Here is a 13,649-nt window from a genome sequence, read left to right as displayed (position 1 = left end):
TCGAGTGATGCCGCCGCGCGCAAGCTGATGATCGAGGATGGTTTGCGGGAGCACGAGCCTCCGCCGATCACTGGTCCGGATCTTGGCGACATGGAGATGTGAGCATGTCGCTGACTGCCTCGGGATGGCGGACCGATCGATGCTGTCGGTAGCCAATGTCCGCACCGCCGGCGGCGCGGCCAACTACTTCGCTGCCGACAATTACTACACGCGGGCTGATGCCGATCGCTCGGGTGAATGGCTGGGCAAGGGCGCTGCCGCGCTCGGGCTTACTGGTACCGTCGACGCGAGGCAGTTCGAGGCGGTCCTTAAGGGACTGCTGCCCGATGGTAGCCGCGTCGGCAGTGACAACCGGGCGCACCGGGCGGGGACCGACCTCACCTTTTCGATGCCGAAAAGCTGGTCGGTCCTTGCTCTGGTCGGCGGCGACAAACGAATCCTCGATGCCTACGCGTCGGCTGTCCGGGAAACCCTGCGCTGGGCCGAGAAGAACCTTGCCGAGACCCGGATGGAGGTTCGCGGAAAGGAGCGTACCGTCCAGACCGGCAATCTTGCGATCGCGTTGTTCCAGCACGACACCAACCGCAACCAGGAGCCCAACGCCCACTTCCATGCCGTCGTTGCCAATGTGACGAAAGGGGTCGATGGCAAATGGCGGGCGCTGCGCAATGACAAGCTCTGGCAGCACAATACCTTGCTCAATGCCATGACGATGGCGCGGTTTCGTCTGAGCGTCGAAAAGCTTGGCTACGAGGTCGGTGAGTTCGGCAAGCACGGCAATTTTGAGGCCGTAGGTGTGCCCAAGGCGGTCCGCGATGCCTTCAGTTCCCGGCGAGCGGAAATCCTGGAAGCGGCCGCCCAGATGAACTTCTCAGGGCCAGGCGTGCTCGATGCTGCAACCTTGATGACCCGGGCTGAAAAGGGGCAGATCGAAGATCGCGATGCGCTGACGCAGCAGTGGCAGGAAGCGTCTGCGAGGCTGGGCTTTGATCCCGCCACGGTGATTGCCAGAGCCAATGCTCGCAGTGCGCAGGATCTTGGCAATGTGACCGGCGTGGGACCAACCATGCGCGCGCTCGTCCGCAATGTTCAGGCCCTCGCAATCACCTTTGCCGAACGGCTCGGCCTGCGGGAAGGTGACCCGCTGATACCTGGCAGGCTCATCAATCGCAGTGTCGAGCAGGTCGCCGCAATTCATGCAGTCGCCTCGGCTGTGCGGCATCTGGGCGAGCGGGAGGCGGCCTTCACCCGGGCCGAAATCTACCGTGCAGCGCTTGGCTTTGCGCTCCCGACTTCACTTGCAGACATTGAGCACCGCGTCGACCAGCTGCTCCGCCAGGGACATCTGGAGAAGGGCAGGGGTGCCGACCGAGAACTGCTGACGACACGCGACGCCATAAGCCTCGAACAGCGCATCATCGCCGGGGTTGAAGACGGGCGCGGCGCCGCGCCGGCGATTGTTTCTCCCGACCTTGCCGGGTCCCGTCTGCAGGCCCTGTCCCAGATCAAATACGGCCTGACCTTGAATGCGGGACAGGAACGGGCAGGGCGTCTGCTACTTGGCTCGAACAACCGCATCGTCGCGATCCAGGGCGTCGCGGGGGCAGGCAAGAGCACAGTCCTCAAACCCGTCGCCGATATTCTGCGCGAGGAGGGCAGAGCCGTGCTCGGTCTCGCGGTGCAGAACACGCTGGTCCAGATGCTCGAGCGCGATACAGGCATTGCGTCGATGACCGTGTCGCGGTTTCTCGCCCGGCACCGCGATCTCCTTGAAGGGGCCGATGCGGACCGTCTCGCCGAGGCGCGGGCCGACATGCGCGGCACCGTCGTGCTGCTCGATGAGGCATCAATGGTCGGCAATGCCGACAAGGAGAAGCTTGTACGGCTGGCCAACCTGCTCGAGCTCGGCCGCTTTGCGAGCATTGGTGACCGCAAGCAGCTGGGTGCCGTCGATGCTGGAAAGCCATTCGATGTGATGCAGCAGGCCGGCATCGAGACTGCGGTGATGGGCACCAATCTTCGCGCACGCAGCGAAGGCCTGCGTGAAGCCCAACTGGCAGCGCAAGAAGGGCGCATCGAAGACGCCATGCGCCATTTGGCACCCCAGGTGATCGAGGCGGGGAATGATGCTGCTGTCGAAGCTGCCGCAGCCTGGCTGTCCCTTTCGACAGCCGAGCGCGAGGCAACCGCAATCTATGCCTCAGGCCGAAACCTGCGCAGTGCCGTGAACGATGCGGTGCAGACCGGCCTCAAATCCAGCGGCGAGCTTGGTCCTGAAACCATGCGGCTTCAGACCCTGTCGCGCGTCAATGTGACCCGCGAGGAGCTGCGCTATGCGAGCACCTATGCGCCCGGCATGGTGGTCGAGGTCGCGCGGCGTCAGCGCAGCCAAGCTATTGCAGCGGGCGAATACCGGGTGGTCGGAACCGATGTGGCACGCGAGCGTGTCACGCTGGAGAACGCGCGTGGCCGCCAGTTCGAGTTTCGTCCCGGTCAGATCCGGCCGCAAGGTGAGCAGGATTCTTTACGCCTGTTCGAAGTTCGTTCCCTCGACATTTATACCGGTGACAAGATCCGGTGGACCGAGACCGATCACCAGCGGGGCCTGCTCAATGCCGACCAGGCCCGGATTATCGCAGTCGACAAAGAGGCTGTCGTGGTGAAGACATCCTTGGGCGCAGAGCACAGGCTGGAGCAGGGCGACCCGATGCTTCGCCGTCTCGATCTTGCCTATGCGCTCAATGCCCATATGGCGCAGGGGCTGACCTCCGATCGCGGCATTGCGGTGATGGACAGCCGCGAGCGTAATCTGGCCAACCAGCAGACGTTCCTGGTGACAGTCACACGGCTGCGCGATGGCCTGACCCTCTATGTCGACAATGCTGGCAAGCTTGAAGCGGCGGTCGAACGCAATGCCGGCATGAAGCGCTCGGCGTTGGAAACGGTCGATCTCCTCCGCGATGCGGCAGCCAAAGGGCAGGCCAAAGATCGCGTGGCTCCTGCGCCGGAACGCAAGCCGCCAGAGCTTGACCGGTCGATCACCAAGCCGTTCGAGATCGGCATATAGCGTCCCACTGTCCCCATGCGTCCGCACATGGCCGGTTGACGCGAAGTTCTTTATTTGTTCTGATTGTCTCATGCCCCGAATCTCCGACGATATCCTCCTCACGCATCTCGAAGTCGCGCTGGCCGTTGCGCCGGAGCACACGCTTGTCCGTCTCAATGCCGATGATCCGCGCGCCCAGCGCAGCGCCAGGGTCGATCTTGCTCGTCATCTGGTCGAACGCATGCGCGGCTTCACCATCGAAGGCGACAGCCAGGGCGGCCCAGTCGCGCAATCGTGTCTGTTTCCGGGCGATCTGTCGCCGATCGGATGAACTGATTGGGTTTGTCGAGGAGGGTTACTGGAGTGGTCGGTCTTGGGCGTTGGAGCTCAGCTGGACAATGCGCTCGGCGATAGCCTGCCATGTCCGAATGCCTGCCTCGTCGCCAGCAAGTGCGAGCGCCCCAATCTGTTCGGCGACGTGCAAGGGTGCCTTGTCCCCATGGGCTTGCAGGACATGGTTGGCGCAGGCCCAGAGCTCCCAGTCGCTGAGCATCAGGCGAGCGCGCTGACGACACCGCCAACCGCCGCGTAGAGACCGTAGGCGACGAAGGCTGCGGCAAGGAGGAGTTCGAGCCGGAGTTTGAAGGCAGTCGGACGAGGCTGTCCGGCTGGCCATATCTGGTCACAGACAAATCCGTTGAACCCCGAACGCTCCCCGACAACTTCGACGCGAGCGCCGATGAATTTGCGTACCTGGCGGGTGTTGTCGAGTTCCCAAGTCCCGCCACCGTCAGTTCGCAGCACCGGTCCGTTGGCCGCCCATTCGATGATGCCGGTCAGATGCGTGGTGCTGCTCACCGGCAAGCCGGGCCTTTCCAGTAGCGATCCCAGCGCAGGACAGTGCCGGTCTTGATCATGGCGCATGACAGATCGGCACCTGACGGCAGACGGCACCAGGCAGCGGTCCTGTTTCCACCTGCGGACCCCTCGGAGCGGCATGTGAGCCGTGGACCTCTGACTACCACGTGTCCGGTCGCGATTGTTCCCTTCGAGCCGCCCATCAGCACTACCAGCGCATCGCGCGCCTCAAGCGCCGAGGCAGCGGGGCAGGGCTGATTGGTCCGGCAGGTGCCGTCCATCTCCCGGGCCGCGATGCCCGCGATCCTCAGGTGAGGGCCTTCCGCACACCAGACTGGACCATCACCATCCCAGACATGAGTGGGCGTGCAGGTAAATGTCTGCCCGGAAGCGACGATCGAAGCGGCAAGCAGGGCAAGCATCAGAAGGCCACCTTAGAGCGCCCGTCCGAACCAGAGAACCCGTCCGACGATATTGAGGGTGCGTTTCTCGAGGCCGCGCCAGCTTGGATAAGCCGGGTTGTCGCTCAGGACCGACGCGCGTTTGCCCTGTGGTTCGAGGGCAATCCGCTTTACGCTCAGCATGTCGTCCATCCGCAGGACATAGATCCCGTCTCTCAGCCGCGACTGGCCATCCCCGAGATCGACCATAACCTCGTCGCCATCGTGGAGGGTGGGCTCCATGGAGTCCCCATGGACCGCGATAATCGAGAGGCTCGATGCCTTGCTCGCGGTCAGTCGACGCAGCCACTTCTCGTCGAAGCCGAACTGCGCGGATTTGGCTTCCATTTCGGCCAGAGCGCCGTGGCCGGCTGATGCCTCGACATTGAGCAAAGGCACATGGACGAGCTCGACCACCGGGCCTGAGCGGCGGGCAGGGGCTCCAAGAACCTTCTCATCGACCCCGAAAAATCGCGCCAGAACCGAGCGGTCCTGCTCGTCCAGCTGCCTCGGGCTGCCGCGCCGAATATACTGCTGGATGTAAGCGGCATTGCGCCCCAACAGGCGCGAAACCGAGGAGTAATTCACCCCTCGTTGCTGGATTAGTTCGTCCAGGGCTCTCCGTGCGTCGTCCATGACTGCCAGTCCTATCGCGGGCACCTAGGAAAATCGATCCTAGACTCTAGGAAGCCTTCCTAGTAAGAACATAACAGGAACGCAAGCTTAAAGCGAGTCTATGGCGATGGAGCTATTGGAGCAGATCGAGGCATATCTAGCGCGAACACGGACGTCGCCGAGCACCTTCGGTCGCTTGGTTGCCGGGGACCCAAGGCTTGTTGCTGACCTTAGGTCAGGCAGGCGCCCGAGAGAGAAGACGAGAGTGCGCATAACTTGCTACCTGAGGCAGGGCTCTCACGGCTGAGGCGGGCTACGCGCGCTCGTAGGACACATTGGCCGGTCAACGAGCCTACTCGGCGTGGGAAATCAATCAGATCTCCAAGGTAGGTGGTTGCGGGCTGCCTGCCCCAAGGCTACTTCGAAGGGTAGGGGCACTCGACGATATCAGATCGCGATTCAAGCACTCCCAATTGGATCAAAATAGTAATGTCAAAGCTTACCCTTGAAAAATTGGAACGTCATCTATTCGCAGCTGCAGACATATTGCGCGGGAAGATGGATGCCTCTGAATTCAAGGAGTATATTTTTGGGCTCCTGTTCCTCAAGCGTTGTTCTGATGTGTTTGAGCAGCAGCGAGATAAAATTCTCAAGGAACAGCGAGCCCAAGGGCGGTCTGAAGCGGAGGCACTGCAGCGGGCAGACCATCCATCATCATACGAGAAGTCGTTCTTTGTTCCGCCCGTAGCCAGATGGACAAGGCTGCTGGATGACGTCCATTCAAATGTCGCCAACGAGTTGAATAAGGCTCTGGCTGGCTTGGAAAACGCGAACCATCAGGCGCTGTCGGGCGTCTTGGGTCACATCAATTTTGCCCGCAAGATCGGCGAATCCGAAATTCCCGACGAGAAATTGCGGCGGCTCATCAGCCACTTCAACAAGTACCGGCTTCTGGATGAGGATTTCGAATTTCCGGACCTGCTCGGCGCTGCCTACGAGTATCTGATCAGCGAGTTTGCGGACTCCGCCGGCAAAAAGGCCGGAGAGTTCTACACGCCAAGAGGGGTCGTGCAGCTCATGGTGCGGATCCTCGATCCGCAGGGTGGCACGTCGCTCTACGATCCAACCTGTGGCAGCGGCGGCATGCTGAACCAGGGGAACGAGCACGCCCTCCAGCACGGAGGACCGCGGCTGCGCCTTTATGGGCAGGAAGATAACGGGGCTGTCTGGGCGATCTGCCGGATGAACCTGCTGCTGCACGGCGTTCCCGACGCCGACATCCGGAATGGCGACACGCTGCTGGAACCGAAGCACCTTGAGGACGGTCGCCTGATGCGCTTCGACCGGGTGATCGCCAACCCGCCATTCAGCCAGAATTACACCAAGCGCGGCATCCAGTTCGGCGACCGGTTCCGCTTCGGCTGGTGCCCGACGACGGGCAAAAAGGCCGACCTCATGTTCGCGCAGCACATGCTGGCAAGCCTCAAGCAGAACGGCAAGATGGCGGTCGTGATGCCCCACGGCGTGCTGTTCCGTGGTGGCGAAGAGAAGAAGATCAGGATAGCGCTACTCAAGGATGATTGCATCGAGGCGGTCATCGGCCTGCCCCAAAATCTCTTCTATGGCACCGGTATCCCGGCTTGTGTCCTGGTGATGCGCCATCCGGGCGGCAAACCCGAAGCGCGCAAGGGCAAGGTGCTCTTCATCAACGCCGACCGCGAATATCGCGAAGGCCGTGCGCAGAACTTCATCGATCCGGAGCACATCGAAAAGATCATCAGCGCTTATAATGCCTTCGCCGATGTGCCCGGCTTTGCGGCTGTAGTCGACAACAAGGCCATTATCGAGGACGAAGCCGGAAACCTGAACATCCGTCGATACGCCGACAGTAGCCCACCGCCGGAGCCGCACGATGTCCGCGCGCACCTTCATGGCGGTTTGCCGAAGCGCGAGATCGAAGCCATCCGCCCGCAGGCAATGGCGCAGGGCTTCGACGTTGGCGTGCCGTTCTGCGACCGCGATTCCGACTACGCCGATTTCGCCCCCGCCGTGGCAAAGCGGGCGGACATCCGTGCCTTGGTGGAAACCGACGCTGGCGTCGCCGCCCGGGCCGGAGAGATGCTGGGCGCTTTCGATGCCTGGTGGGCTTCGGCGCAGTCCGGGCTGGCAGACCTGCCAACCACCAAGCGCCTCATGCCGCTGCGCCGGGAGCTGCTCGACAGTTTCGAGCCGGCGATGCTGCCGGTCGGCTGCGTCGATCGCTATGCGCTTATGGGCGCCATCGCGGGCTGGTGGGACGAAATCCGCTACGAACTCCGTGTTATCGTCGAGAACGGTTTTGCCGAGCTTGTCGACGGCTGGGTCGAAACGCTGCGTTCCGCGCTCGAAGACGAAGAGGCCGACGACGACGAGGACAGCGACGTCAAGAAGACAGTGAAGGTGACGCTTGAGGAGCTGCTCGCCCATCCCTTCGTGCGGCACCGGATGGCCGACTATGTGACCCAACTATCCGCAGCGCAAGCCGAGGTGGAGCGCATCAAGGCCGAAAAGGACGCTTGGGAAAGCGGTGACGGTGTCGAAGGCGCCGAGGACTGGATGGATGGCGCGGAGGACGGCACCGCGCTGCCCAAGTTGTTGGAGAAGCGCCGCAAGGACCTGCGCGCCGAGATGGGCGAGGATGACAAGCGCCGCAAGGAGCTGGTGAAGACCACACCTGCTGGAAAGCCGTCCAAGGGCTCAATCGACTGGATGCGGGCGCAGGGAATGAACGTGCGGGAGGCTGAGGCCGAACTTGCCGACCTCAATCGCCGTCTCGCGCCGCTTGTCGACGAAGCGGAGACCATCGATGCGATGCTCGCCCCCTATGAAGCGATCAAGGAGGAGCTGAAGGCGGCGCGCGCCACGCTGCGGCGGCTGAAAGCGGCCTTTGTCGAGCGGCTGACAGCAGCGCGGGCCGAACTCGATGACGGTGATTGCCGCGAACTGGTGCTCGCCATCGACCGCGAGCGGCTTTTCGATCGGCTCGAGCGTGCCCGTGCGCGTCGTGTCGGGACCTTGGTCTCCAGTCTCGAGCGTCTCTGGGATAAATATCGGGTCAGCCTAAAGCACATCGAGGGGCGAAGGACCGACGCGACGACGCGGCTGGACCAATACCTGAAGGAACTCAGGTATGCTTGAAAATCTCGCCACGACATCGCTCAGCCAATACTGCGATGCTAACGTCCAGAGCCTTGGGCGAGAGACGCCGAGTGATTTTCAGTTTCGATACATCGACTTAAGCAGCGTCAACCAAGGCAGCATCGACTGGCAGAAGGCGAGAGTGCTTACTTTTGCCGGCAGCCCCAGCCGTGCGCGAAGAGTTGTAAAGCCGGGTGACGTGCTGTTTTCGACCGTCCGACCAAGCTTAATGGGTCATGGGATGGTTCGTGCCACGGCCGACCTCCCAGTGATTGCATCCACGGGCTTTGCCGTGCTCTCTCCAAAGGATGGCGTTGACGGACGCTTTCTGTTCCACGCGCTGTTTCTTGATGAATTTAAGCGGCAGGTCACCCAGTTTGAAGTCGGTTCGAACTATCCCGCGATTAACGAGTCAGACCTGCTTCGAGTGAAGTTGGCGGCACTGGACGGACCGTCCCAGCTCTTCATCGCTGATGTCCTCGATGCGCTCGACGACGCGATCATCGAGACCGATGCGCTGATCGAGAAACTGCGGACAATTCGCGTCGGCCTGATCGACGAGTTGCTCGCGCGCGGCGTCTCGGATGACGGCTCACCCCGCGTTTCATCTGCGCTGATCGAGACAGATGTTGGCCCGCGTCCACCAGCTTGGAAAATCGAGAACCTCGGACGCTTCGTCATCAGCGCGGAGTATGGCACTAACCTGTCGTTGGGCGATATCATTGGCGGCATTCCTGTTCTGCGGATGAACAACATCCAGGACGGTGAGTTTGACCTGTCCGACCTGAAATATGCACCGGCGCATGCGGTTGAGCGGTTCCGGGTGCAGCGCAACGATGTGCTGTTCAACCGCACCAACAGCTGGGAGCATGTCGGCAAGGCCGCCATCTGGCGGCACGACGAACCTGGCCCTGCTTTCGCCTCCTATCTTGTGCGGCTTCACTGTGGTGACGAATTGCTGCCCGAGTTCTTGCACCTCTGGCTGAACTGGGCTCCAGTCCAGCGCGCGATCCGGCAGTTCGCGACGCCGGGTGTCCAGCAGGTCAACATCAATCCAACAAACCTTCGGCGGGCCTTGATTGCCGTTCCGGATACCTTGGACGAACAACGCGCCATCATCGAACGCGTGAGCGGTGTTTCTGCTGCGATCGAGGATCACCGCCGCGAGCGCGCCAAGCTCGCGGCACTTCGCGAAGGGTTGCGCGATGATCTCCTCAGTGGCCGCAAGCTCGTCGCTGCCATTCTGGAGGCGGCCGAGTGAGCCAGATCGACCGCCTGGATGAGCTGAACGTGGTCGAGCGCCCGCTACTGCGCCAGCTGGGCGCGATGGGCTGGCGGCATTTCGAGGGCGCAGACGAAGACCCGGCCAGTGGCCGCAAGGACTATCACCTGCTTGGCCGCACCGATTTTCAGCAGACATTGTTGCGCGACCGGCTTGAGGCGGCGCTGCGACGCCTGAACCGCAGCGACGATGGGTCCGAATGGCTGGACGATCGCCGCATCGAACAGGCGATCTCGCAGCTCGAACGCCCGACGGCGAGGGACTTCATCGCGATCAACGAGGAACTGCACGACAAGATCGTGCGCGGCGTCAATGTCTCTGGCCCCGATGGAGAGCACGAACGCCGCGTGCGCTTCATCGGCTTCGAGCCGGACGACGAGAACGAGTTCGTCGCCGTGAACCAGTTCCGTGTTGACCCGCCCGGCGCAAGCGGCGACCGGGGCTTCATCGTGCCGGACATCGTGCTGTTCGTGAACGGCCTGCCGCTGGTGGTGATCGAGGCCAAGAGCCCTGCCGTCACCGACCCCATCGCCACCGCTATCGACCAGATGCGTCGTTACGCCAATCGCCGCGTTCCCGAGAAGAATGAGGGGGCAGAGCGCCTGTTCTGGACGAACCAGCTTCTGGTCTCGACAGACTATTACGACGCGCGCGTCGGCTCCGTCACGGCCAGGCCCGACGATTTCTTGCCGTGGCGGTCGGTCAAGCCGATCGGCATCGAGCATACGCGCGCCGCCATTGACGAGGTCTGCCGCGAGATCGGCAAGGCGCCCGGCACTGAGTTGGTGCAGCAGGAGGTGCTCGCCGCAGGTCTTTTGCGGCCGGCGTATCTGCTCGATGCGATACGATCGTTCACCGTGTTCATGACGACGGACGATGGCGTTCGGATCAAGGTCGTGCCACGCTATCAGCAGTTCCGGTCGGTCCACATCGCGCTCAATCGGCTGCGCGAGGGCAAGACGCGCCGTCAGGACGGCATGACGGATCGCCGGGGCGGCATCATCTGGCACACCCAGGGGTCGGGCAAGAGCCTGACCATGGTGTTCCTTGTCAAGAAACTGCGGACACTTCCGGAGCTTCGGCGGTTCAAGGTGGTCGTGGTCACGGACCGGACCGATCTCGAGGACCAGCTGTCGAAGACGGCGAAGCTCGCCGGTCAGGTCATGCGGGTGGCGCGGAATGCCGACGGCGCGAAAGCGCATCTGGGCCGCCAGGAACCCGACCTGGTGTTCGTGATGATCCAGAAGCTGCAAGAGCGGAACGGCGGCGACGAGCAGGAAATCGTATTCGCTGCCGAGAATGACGAGCGTCAGGCTCCGGAGAATGACGCGCTCCTCCCCACCAAGCCTGACCAGCTGCGTGTGAGTAAGCTGGTTGTAAAGATCGGCGAGCGACAGGCCTTCCCCGTGTTGAACGAGAGCGAGGACGTTCTGGTCCTCATCGATGAGGCGCACCGGTCGCACACAAGCGGGCTGCACCAGAATCTTCTGGACGCCCTGCCAAACGCTGCGCGGATCGGCTTCACCGGAACCCCGATCGAGGAAAAGAGCAAGAAGAAGACGCGGGAAATCTTCGGCACCTACATCGATCGTTACCTGCTTCGGGATGCTGAGGCGGACGGTGCGATCGTGAAGATCCTCTACGAGGGGCGCGAACTGAAAGCCGATGTGACCGACAAGGGCACGCTGGATGGACTGTTCAATGCGACCTTCGCTGGGAAGTCGTTTGAGGAGCGGGAGGCGATCAAGGATCGCTATGCGACGCGCGCACGCGTTCTGAATGCCGCCGACCCGCTAAAGGCCAAGGCCATCGACGTGCTTCGGCACTACATCGTCAACATTCTACCCAACGATCTGAAGGCGCAGCTTGTTGCCTCCAGCAGGGAATTGGCAGTCCAGTATGTCGATGCCCTGAACGACGCCCGCGACGAGATCGTCGCCGCCATTGAAGGCGCTGCGGACATCTTGAAGGATATCGCGCCCGAGGATGCGCAGAATGCCGGTGGAGATGTGGCGTTCCTGGCCGCCGCCTTTCCTCACCTCGATACGGTCAAGGCCCTGGAGTTTGCGGCTGTCATTTCGGTGGACCATAACGATCTGCCCCACCTGAAAGCATGGGGTGGCGCGACCGAGACCAAGCAGCGGATCGAGCGCTTCAAGAAGCCGCTCTCCCGCGACGGGCTCGCGATCCTCGTTGTGAAAAGCAAACTGCTCACGGGCTTCGACGCTAAGGTCGAACAAGCGATGTATCTCGATCGCGCCATGGCGGGGGCTGAGCTGTTGCAGGCCATAGCCCGGACCAATCGCACAGCCGGCGAAGCGAAACGGTATGGGATTGTCGTCGACTATTATGGGGTCGGAAAGAACCTCGCCGACGCGCTGGCGCTCTATGACGCCGAAGATCAGAGTGATCTGACAGGGGGCATCGGCAAGCCTGAGGAGCTGCTGCCCGAGTTGCGCCAGGCCCGCGATGCGGTGGTGAAGCACTTTGCCGATGCCGGCATCACCCTTGGCGCTGATCTGCAAGCCTACGTTGATGCATGCGTCGGGAAGCTGAAGGATCAGAAGTTCCGGGCGCAGTTTCTGGTTCTTGTGAAGCGCTTCATCAGCTTGTTCGACACGCTGATGCCGCGGCCAGAAGCGAGGCCGTTCACCAAAGACGTCAAGATCTTCGCCTTCATCGCAAAGGCTGCGGCGAACCTTTATCGGGACGGCACGCTGGATGTTCGCGGAGTGGCGCACAAGGTTCAAGCCATGCTCGACGCCTTCATCGAGGCGCATGGCATTGATCCCAAAATCCCGCCCATTGAGATCCTCGATCCCAACTTCGCTGCAGAGGTTTCCCGCAAGAAGACCGATCGCGCCAAAGCGGCCGACATGGAGAATGCTCTCCGTCACCACATCTCGATTTCGTTCGAAAAGGACCCGGCGAAGTTCAAGAGCTTGAGCGAAAGGCTTGAGGGGATCCTGACCAGTCATCAGGAAGACTGGAACGAGATCGCTAGGCAGCTACAGAAGCTCATCGATGAGGCCTTGGCGGCGTCATCGACCTCAGCCGCATATCATGGCCTCGATCCTTACACAGAAGGGCCGATATTTGGCATTCTTCGGATGCGGTACGGGAATGACGACCGGGACGCCGAGCTTGCCGAACTGGCATCCGAGATTGTTCGGCATCTGCGGCAAGAGACTGCTGTAGCAGGCTTTTGGGATAATCCAGTCGGGCAAGAAGAGGCCAGGCGGTGGGTTTTTCGTCAACTCGACAGCTGCAACCTCTTTCCATTCGCCGAGTTGGACGCGATTGCGACCGACTGCATGGGGGTGGCTCGCGCGAACCGGGCGGGGTTCGCCGCATGACGGAAACCATCCGCGTCGATGACCTCACGTTTGTCGTGAAGCGCAGCGAGCGTCGGAAGACCGTTGGCGTGACCGTTGAGCGCGACGCTTCGTTGGTGGCGCATCTGCCGAAAGATGCCGATCTTGGGCGGGCGAGCGAGCTGATCCGGACAAGACTAGTGTGGGTTCACCAGAAGCTTGCGAGCCACAAAGACGTCGGGCGTGAATCGGTCTTCCGGCAACCGGAATTCGTCGATGGCGAGGGGTTTCATTACCTTGGCAAGCACTTTCGACTTAAGTTAGTAGATGTAGACTGTGAAAAGGGGCCAATTCCGACGATCCGCTTTGAAGGCGATCGGCTTCTTTTTCGCCGCGACCAAATAAAGTCCGGCGGCAAAAGGATAGAAGAGTATTACAGCCGTGCTGCCCATCCATATTTGAATGCCTTAGTCGATCGCTGGAAAGCGGTTGTATGCGTTAATCCTAGAAAATATGTTCAGGTCATGGACTTGGGTTTCAGGTGGGGGTCATGCAGCTCGAACGCGAATCTCAATTTTCATTGGAGGATCATGCAGCTCCCACCGCAAGTCATCGAATATGTCGTGGTGCATGAGCTCGTACATCTAAAGTATCCGGACCATTCAGAGGCATTTTGGTTAGAAGTTCGTAGGGTGATGCCGTCATTCTGCGAAAGAAAGGAATGGCTCAGAGCAAGAGGTGGCGACCTATAGTTGTTATTTGGTGCGAGTCCGGTAGTTCTAGAGATGTCGGGCGAGTGGCGGAAGCGGGGTTAGATGCAATCTTTGTTTTCCCTGGGGCAAACGTCAGTGCTCATAACGTATTGTGTGCACGTCAAAGTCAGTGGTTCACGGCGAAAATGTGGTTGAGCTGCTGAA

Annotated in this window: 10 protein-coding genes; 6 read left to right on the top strand and 4 right to left on the bottom strand. The window is 61.2% G+C overall.

Translation table 11 applies throughout. The features are described from left to right. Window positions 1–139: 139 nt before the first annotated feature. Window positions 140–3,067, top strand: a complete 2,928-nt coding sequence (gene mobF, locus HGI46_RS21185; RefSeq protein WP_168905749.1) for a MobF family relaxase — start codon at window positions 140–142, stop codon at window positions 3,065–3,067. 70 nt (window positions 3,068–3,137) lie between these two features. Next, the gene (locus HGI46_RS21180; RefSeq protein WP_168905748.1) at window positions 3,138–3,377 is read left to right on the top strand and encodes a hypothetical protein; all 240 of its coding nucleotides are present in this window, start codon (window positions 3,138–3,140) and stop codon (window positions 3,375–3,377) included. Window positions 3,378–3,401: 24 nt separating this feature from the next. Here HGI46_RS21180 and HGI46_RS22305 read toward each other — a convergent pair whose 3' ends face one another. The 4 genes from HGI46_RS22305 to HGI46_RS21160 are packed head-to-tail and all read right to left on the bottom strand — an operon-like array spanning window position 3,402 to window position 4,980. Further along, on the bottom strand, window positions 3,402–3,599 hold the full coding sequence (locus HGI46_RS22305; RefSeq protein WP_168905747.1) for a hypothetical protein: 198 nt from the start codon (window positions 3,597–3,599) through the stop codon (window positions 3,402–3,404). Beyond that, complete coding sequence (locus tag HGI46_RS21170) at window positions 3,599–3,904, bottom strand: DUF5818 domain-containing protein (RefSeq protein WP_168905746.1); 306 nt, start codon at window positions 3,902–3,904, stop codon at window positions 3,599–3,601. Before HGI46_RS21170 ends, HGI46_RS22305 begins: the two co-directional genes overlap by 1 nt. After that, window positions 3,901–4,326: a hypothetical protein gene (locus HGI46_RS21165; protein ID WP_168905745.1), complete on the bottom strand. Its 426-nt coding sequence runs from the start codon at window positions 4,324–4,326 to the stop codon at window positions 3,901–3,903. Before HGI46_RS21165 ends, HGI46_RS21170 begins: the two co-directional genes overlap by 4 nt. 12 nt (window positions 4,327–4,338) lie before the next feature. Beyond that, on the bottom strand, window positions 4,339–4,980 hold the full coding sequence (locus HGI46_RS21160; protein ID WP_007688341.1) for a S24 family peptidase: 642 nt from the start codon (window positions 4,978–4,980) through the stop codon (window positions 4,339–4,341). Between the two features lie 468 nt (window positions 4,981–5,448). Here HGI46_RS21160 and HGI46_RS21155 point away from each other — a divergent pair, with 468 nt between their 5' ends. From HGI46_RS21155 to HGI46_RS21140, 4 genes are read left to right on the top strand one after another with little or no spacing between them, the layout of a single operon-like run. Continuing rightward, window positions 5,449–8,136: an N-6 DNA methylase gene (locus HGI46_RS21155; protein WP_168905744.1), complete on the top strand. Its 2,688-nt coding sequence runs from the start codon at window positions 5,449–5,451 to the stop codon at window positions 8,134–8,136. Beyond that, window positions 8,129–9,397, top strand: a complete 1,269-nt coding sequence (locus tag HGI46_RS21150; RefSeq protein WP_168905743.1) for a restriction endonuclease subunit S — start codon at window positions 8,129–8,131, stop codon at window positions 9,395–9,397. Before HGI46_RS21155 ends, HGI46_RS21150 begins: the two co-directional genes overlap by 8 nt. Continuing rightward, a complete protein-coding gene (locus HGI46_RS21145; protein WP_168905742.1) occupies window positions 9,394–12,774 on the top strand; it encodes a type I restriction endonuclease in 3,381 nt (1,126 codons plus the stop codon). Before HGI46_RS21150 ends, HGI46_RS21145 begins: the two co-directional genes overlap by 4 nt. After that, a complete protein-coding gene (locus tag HGI46_RS21140) occupies window positions 12,771–13,484 on the top strand; it encodes a SprT family zinc-dependent metalloprotease (RefSeq protein WP_168905741.1) in 714 nt (237 codons plus the stop codon). Before HGI46_RS21145 ends, HGI46_RS21140 begins: the two co-directional genes overlap by 4 nt. Window positions 13,485–13,649 lie beyond the last annotated feature (165 nt).

This window comes from Novosphingobium sp. ERW19, from assembly GCF_012641315.1.
Classification (GTDB): Bacteria; Pseudomonadota; Alphaproteobacteria; order Sphingomonadales; family Sphingomonadaceae; genus Novosphingobium.
The sequence above is the reverse complement of the archived record's forward strand: the minus strand, read 5'-3'. Positions and strand labels throughout refer to the sequence as shown.

Coding starts and splice junctions, on each gene's coding strand:
- mobF (WP_168905749.1), top strand. CDS start 140: ATGCTGTCGGTAGCCAATGTCCGCACCGCCGGCGGCGCGGCCAACTAC.
- HGI46_RS21180 (WP_168905748.1), top strand. CDS start 3,138: ATGCCCCGAATCTCCGACGATATCCTCCTCACGCATCTCGAAGTCGCG.
- HGI46_RS22305 (WP_168905747.1), bottom strand. CDS start 3,599: ATGCTCAGCGACTGGGAGCTCTGGGCCTGCGCCAACCATGTCCTGCAA.
- HGI46_RS21165 (WP_168905745.1), bottom strand. CDS start 4,326: ATGCTTGCCCTGCTTGCCGCTTCGATCGTCGCTTCCGGGCAGACATTT.
- HGI46_RS21160 (WP_007688341.1), bottom strand. CDS start 4,980: ATGGACGACGCACGGAGAGCCCTGGACGAACTAATCCAGCAACGAGGG.
- HGI46_RS21155 (WP_168905744.1), top strand. CDS start 5,449: ATGTCAAAGCTTACCCTTGAAAAATTGGAACGTCATCTATTCGCAGCT.
- HGI46_RS21150 (WP_168905743.1), top strand. CDS start 8,129: ATGCTTGAAAATCTCGCCACGACATCGCTCAGCCAATACTGCGATGCT.
- HGI46_RS21140 (WP_168905741.1), top strand. CDS start 12,771: ATGACGGAAACCATCCGCGTCGATGACCTCACGTTTGTCGTGAAGCGC.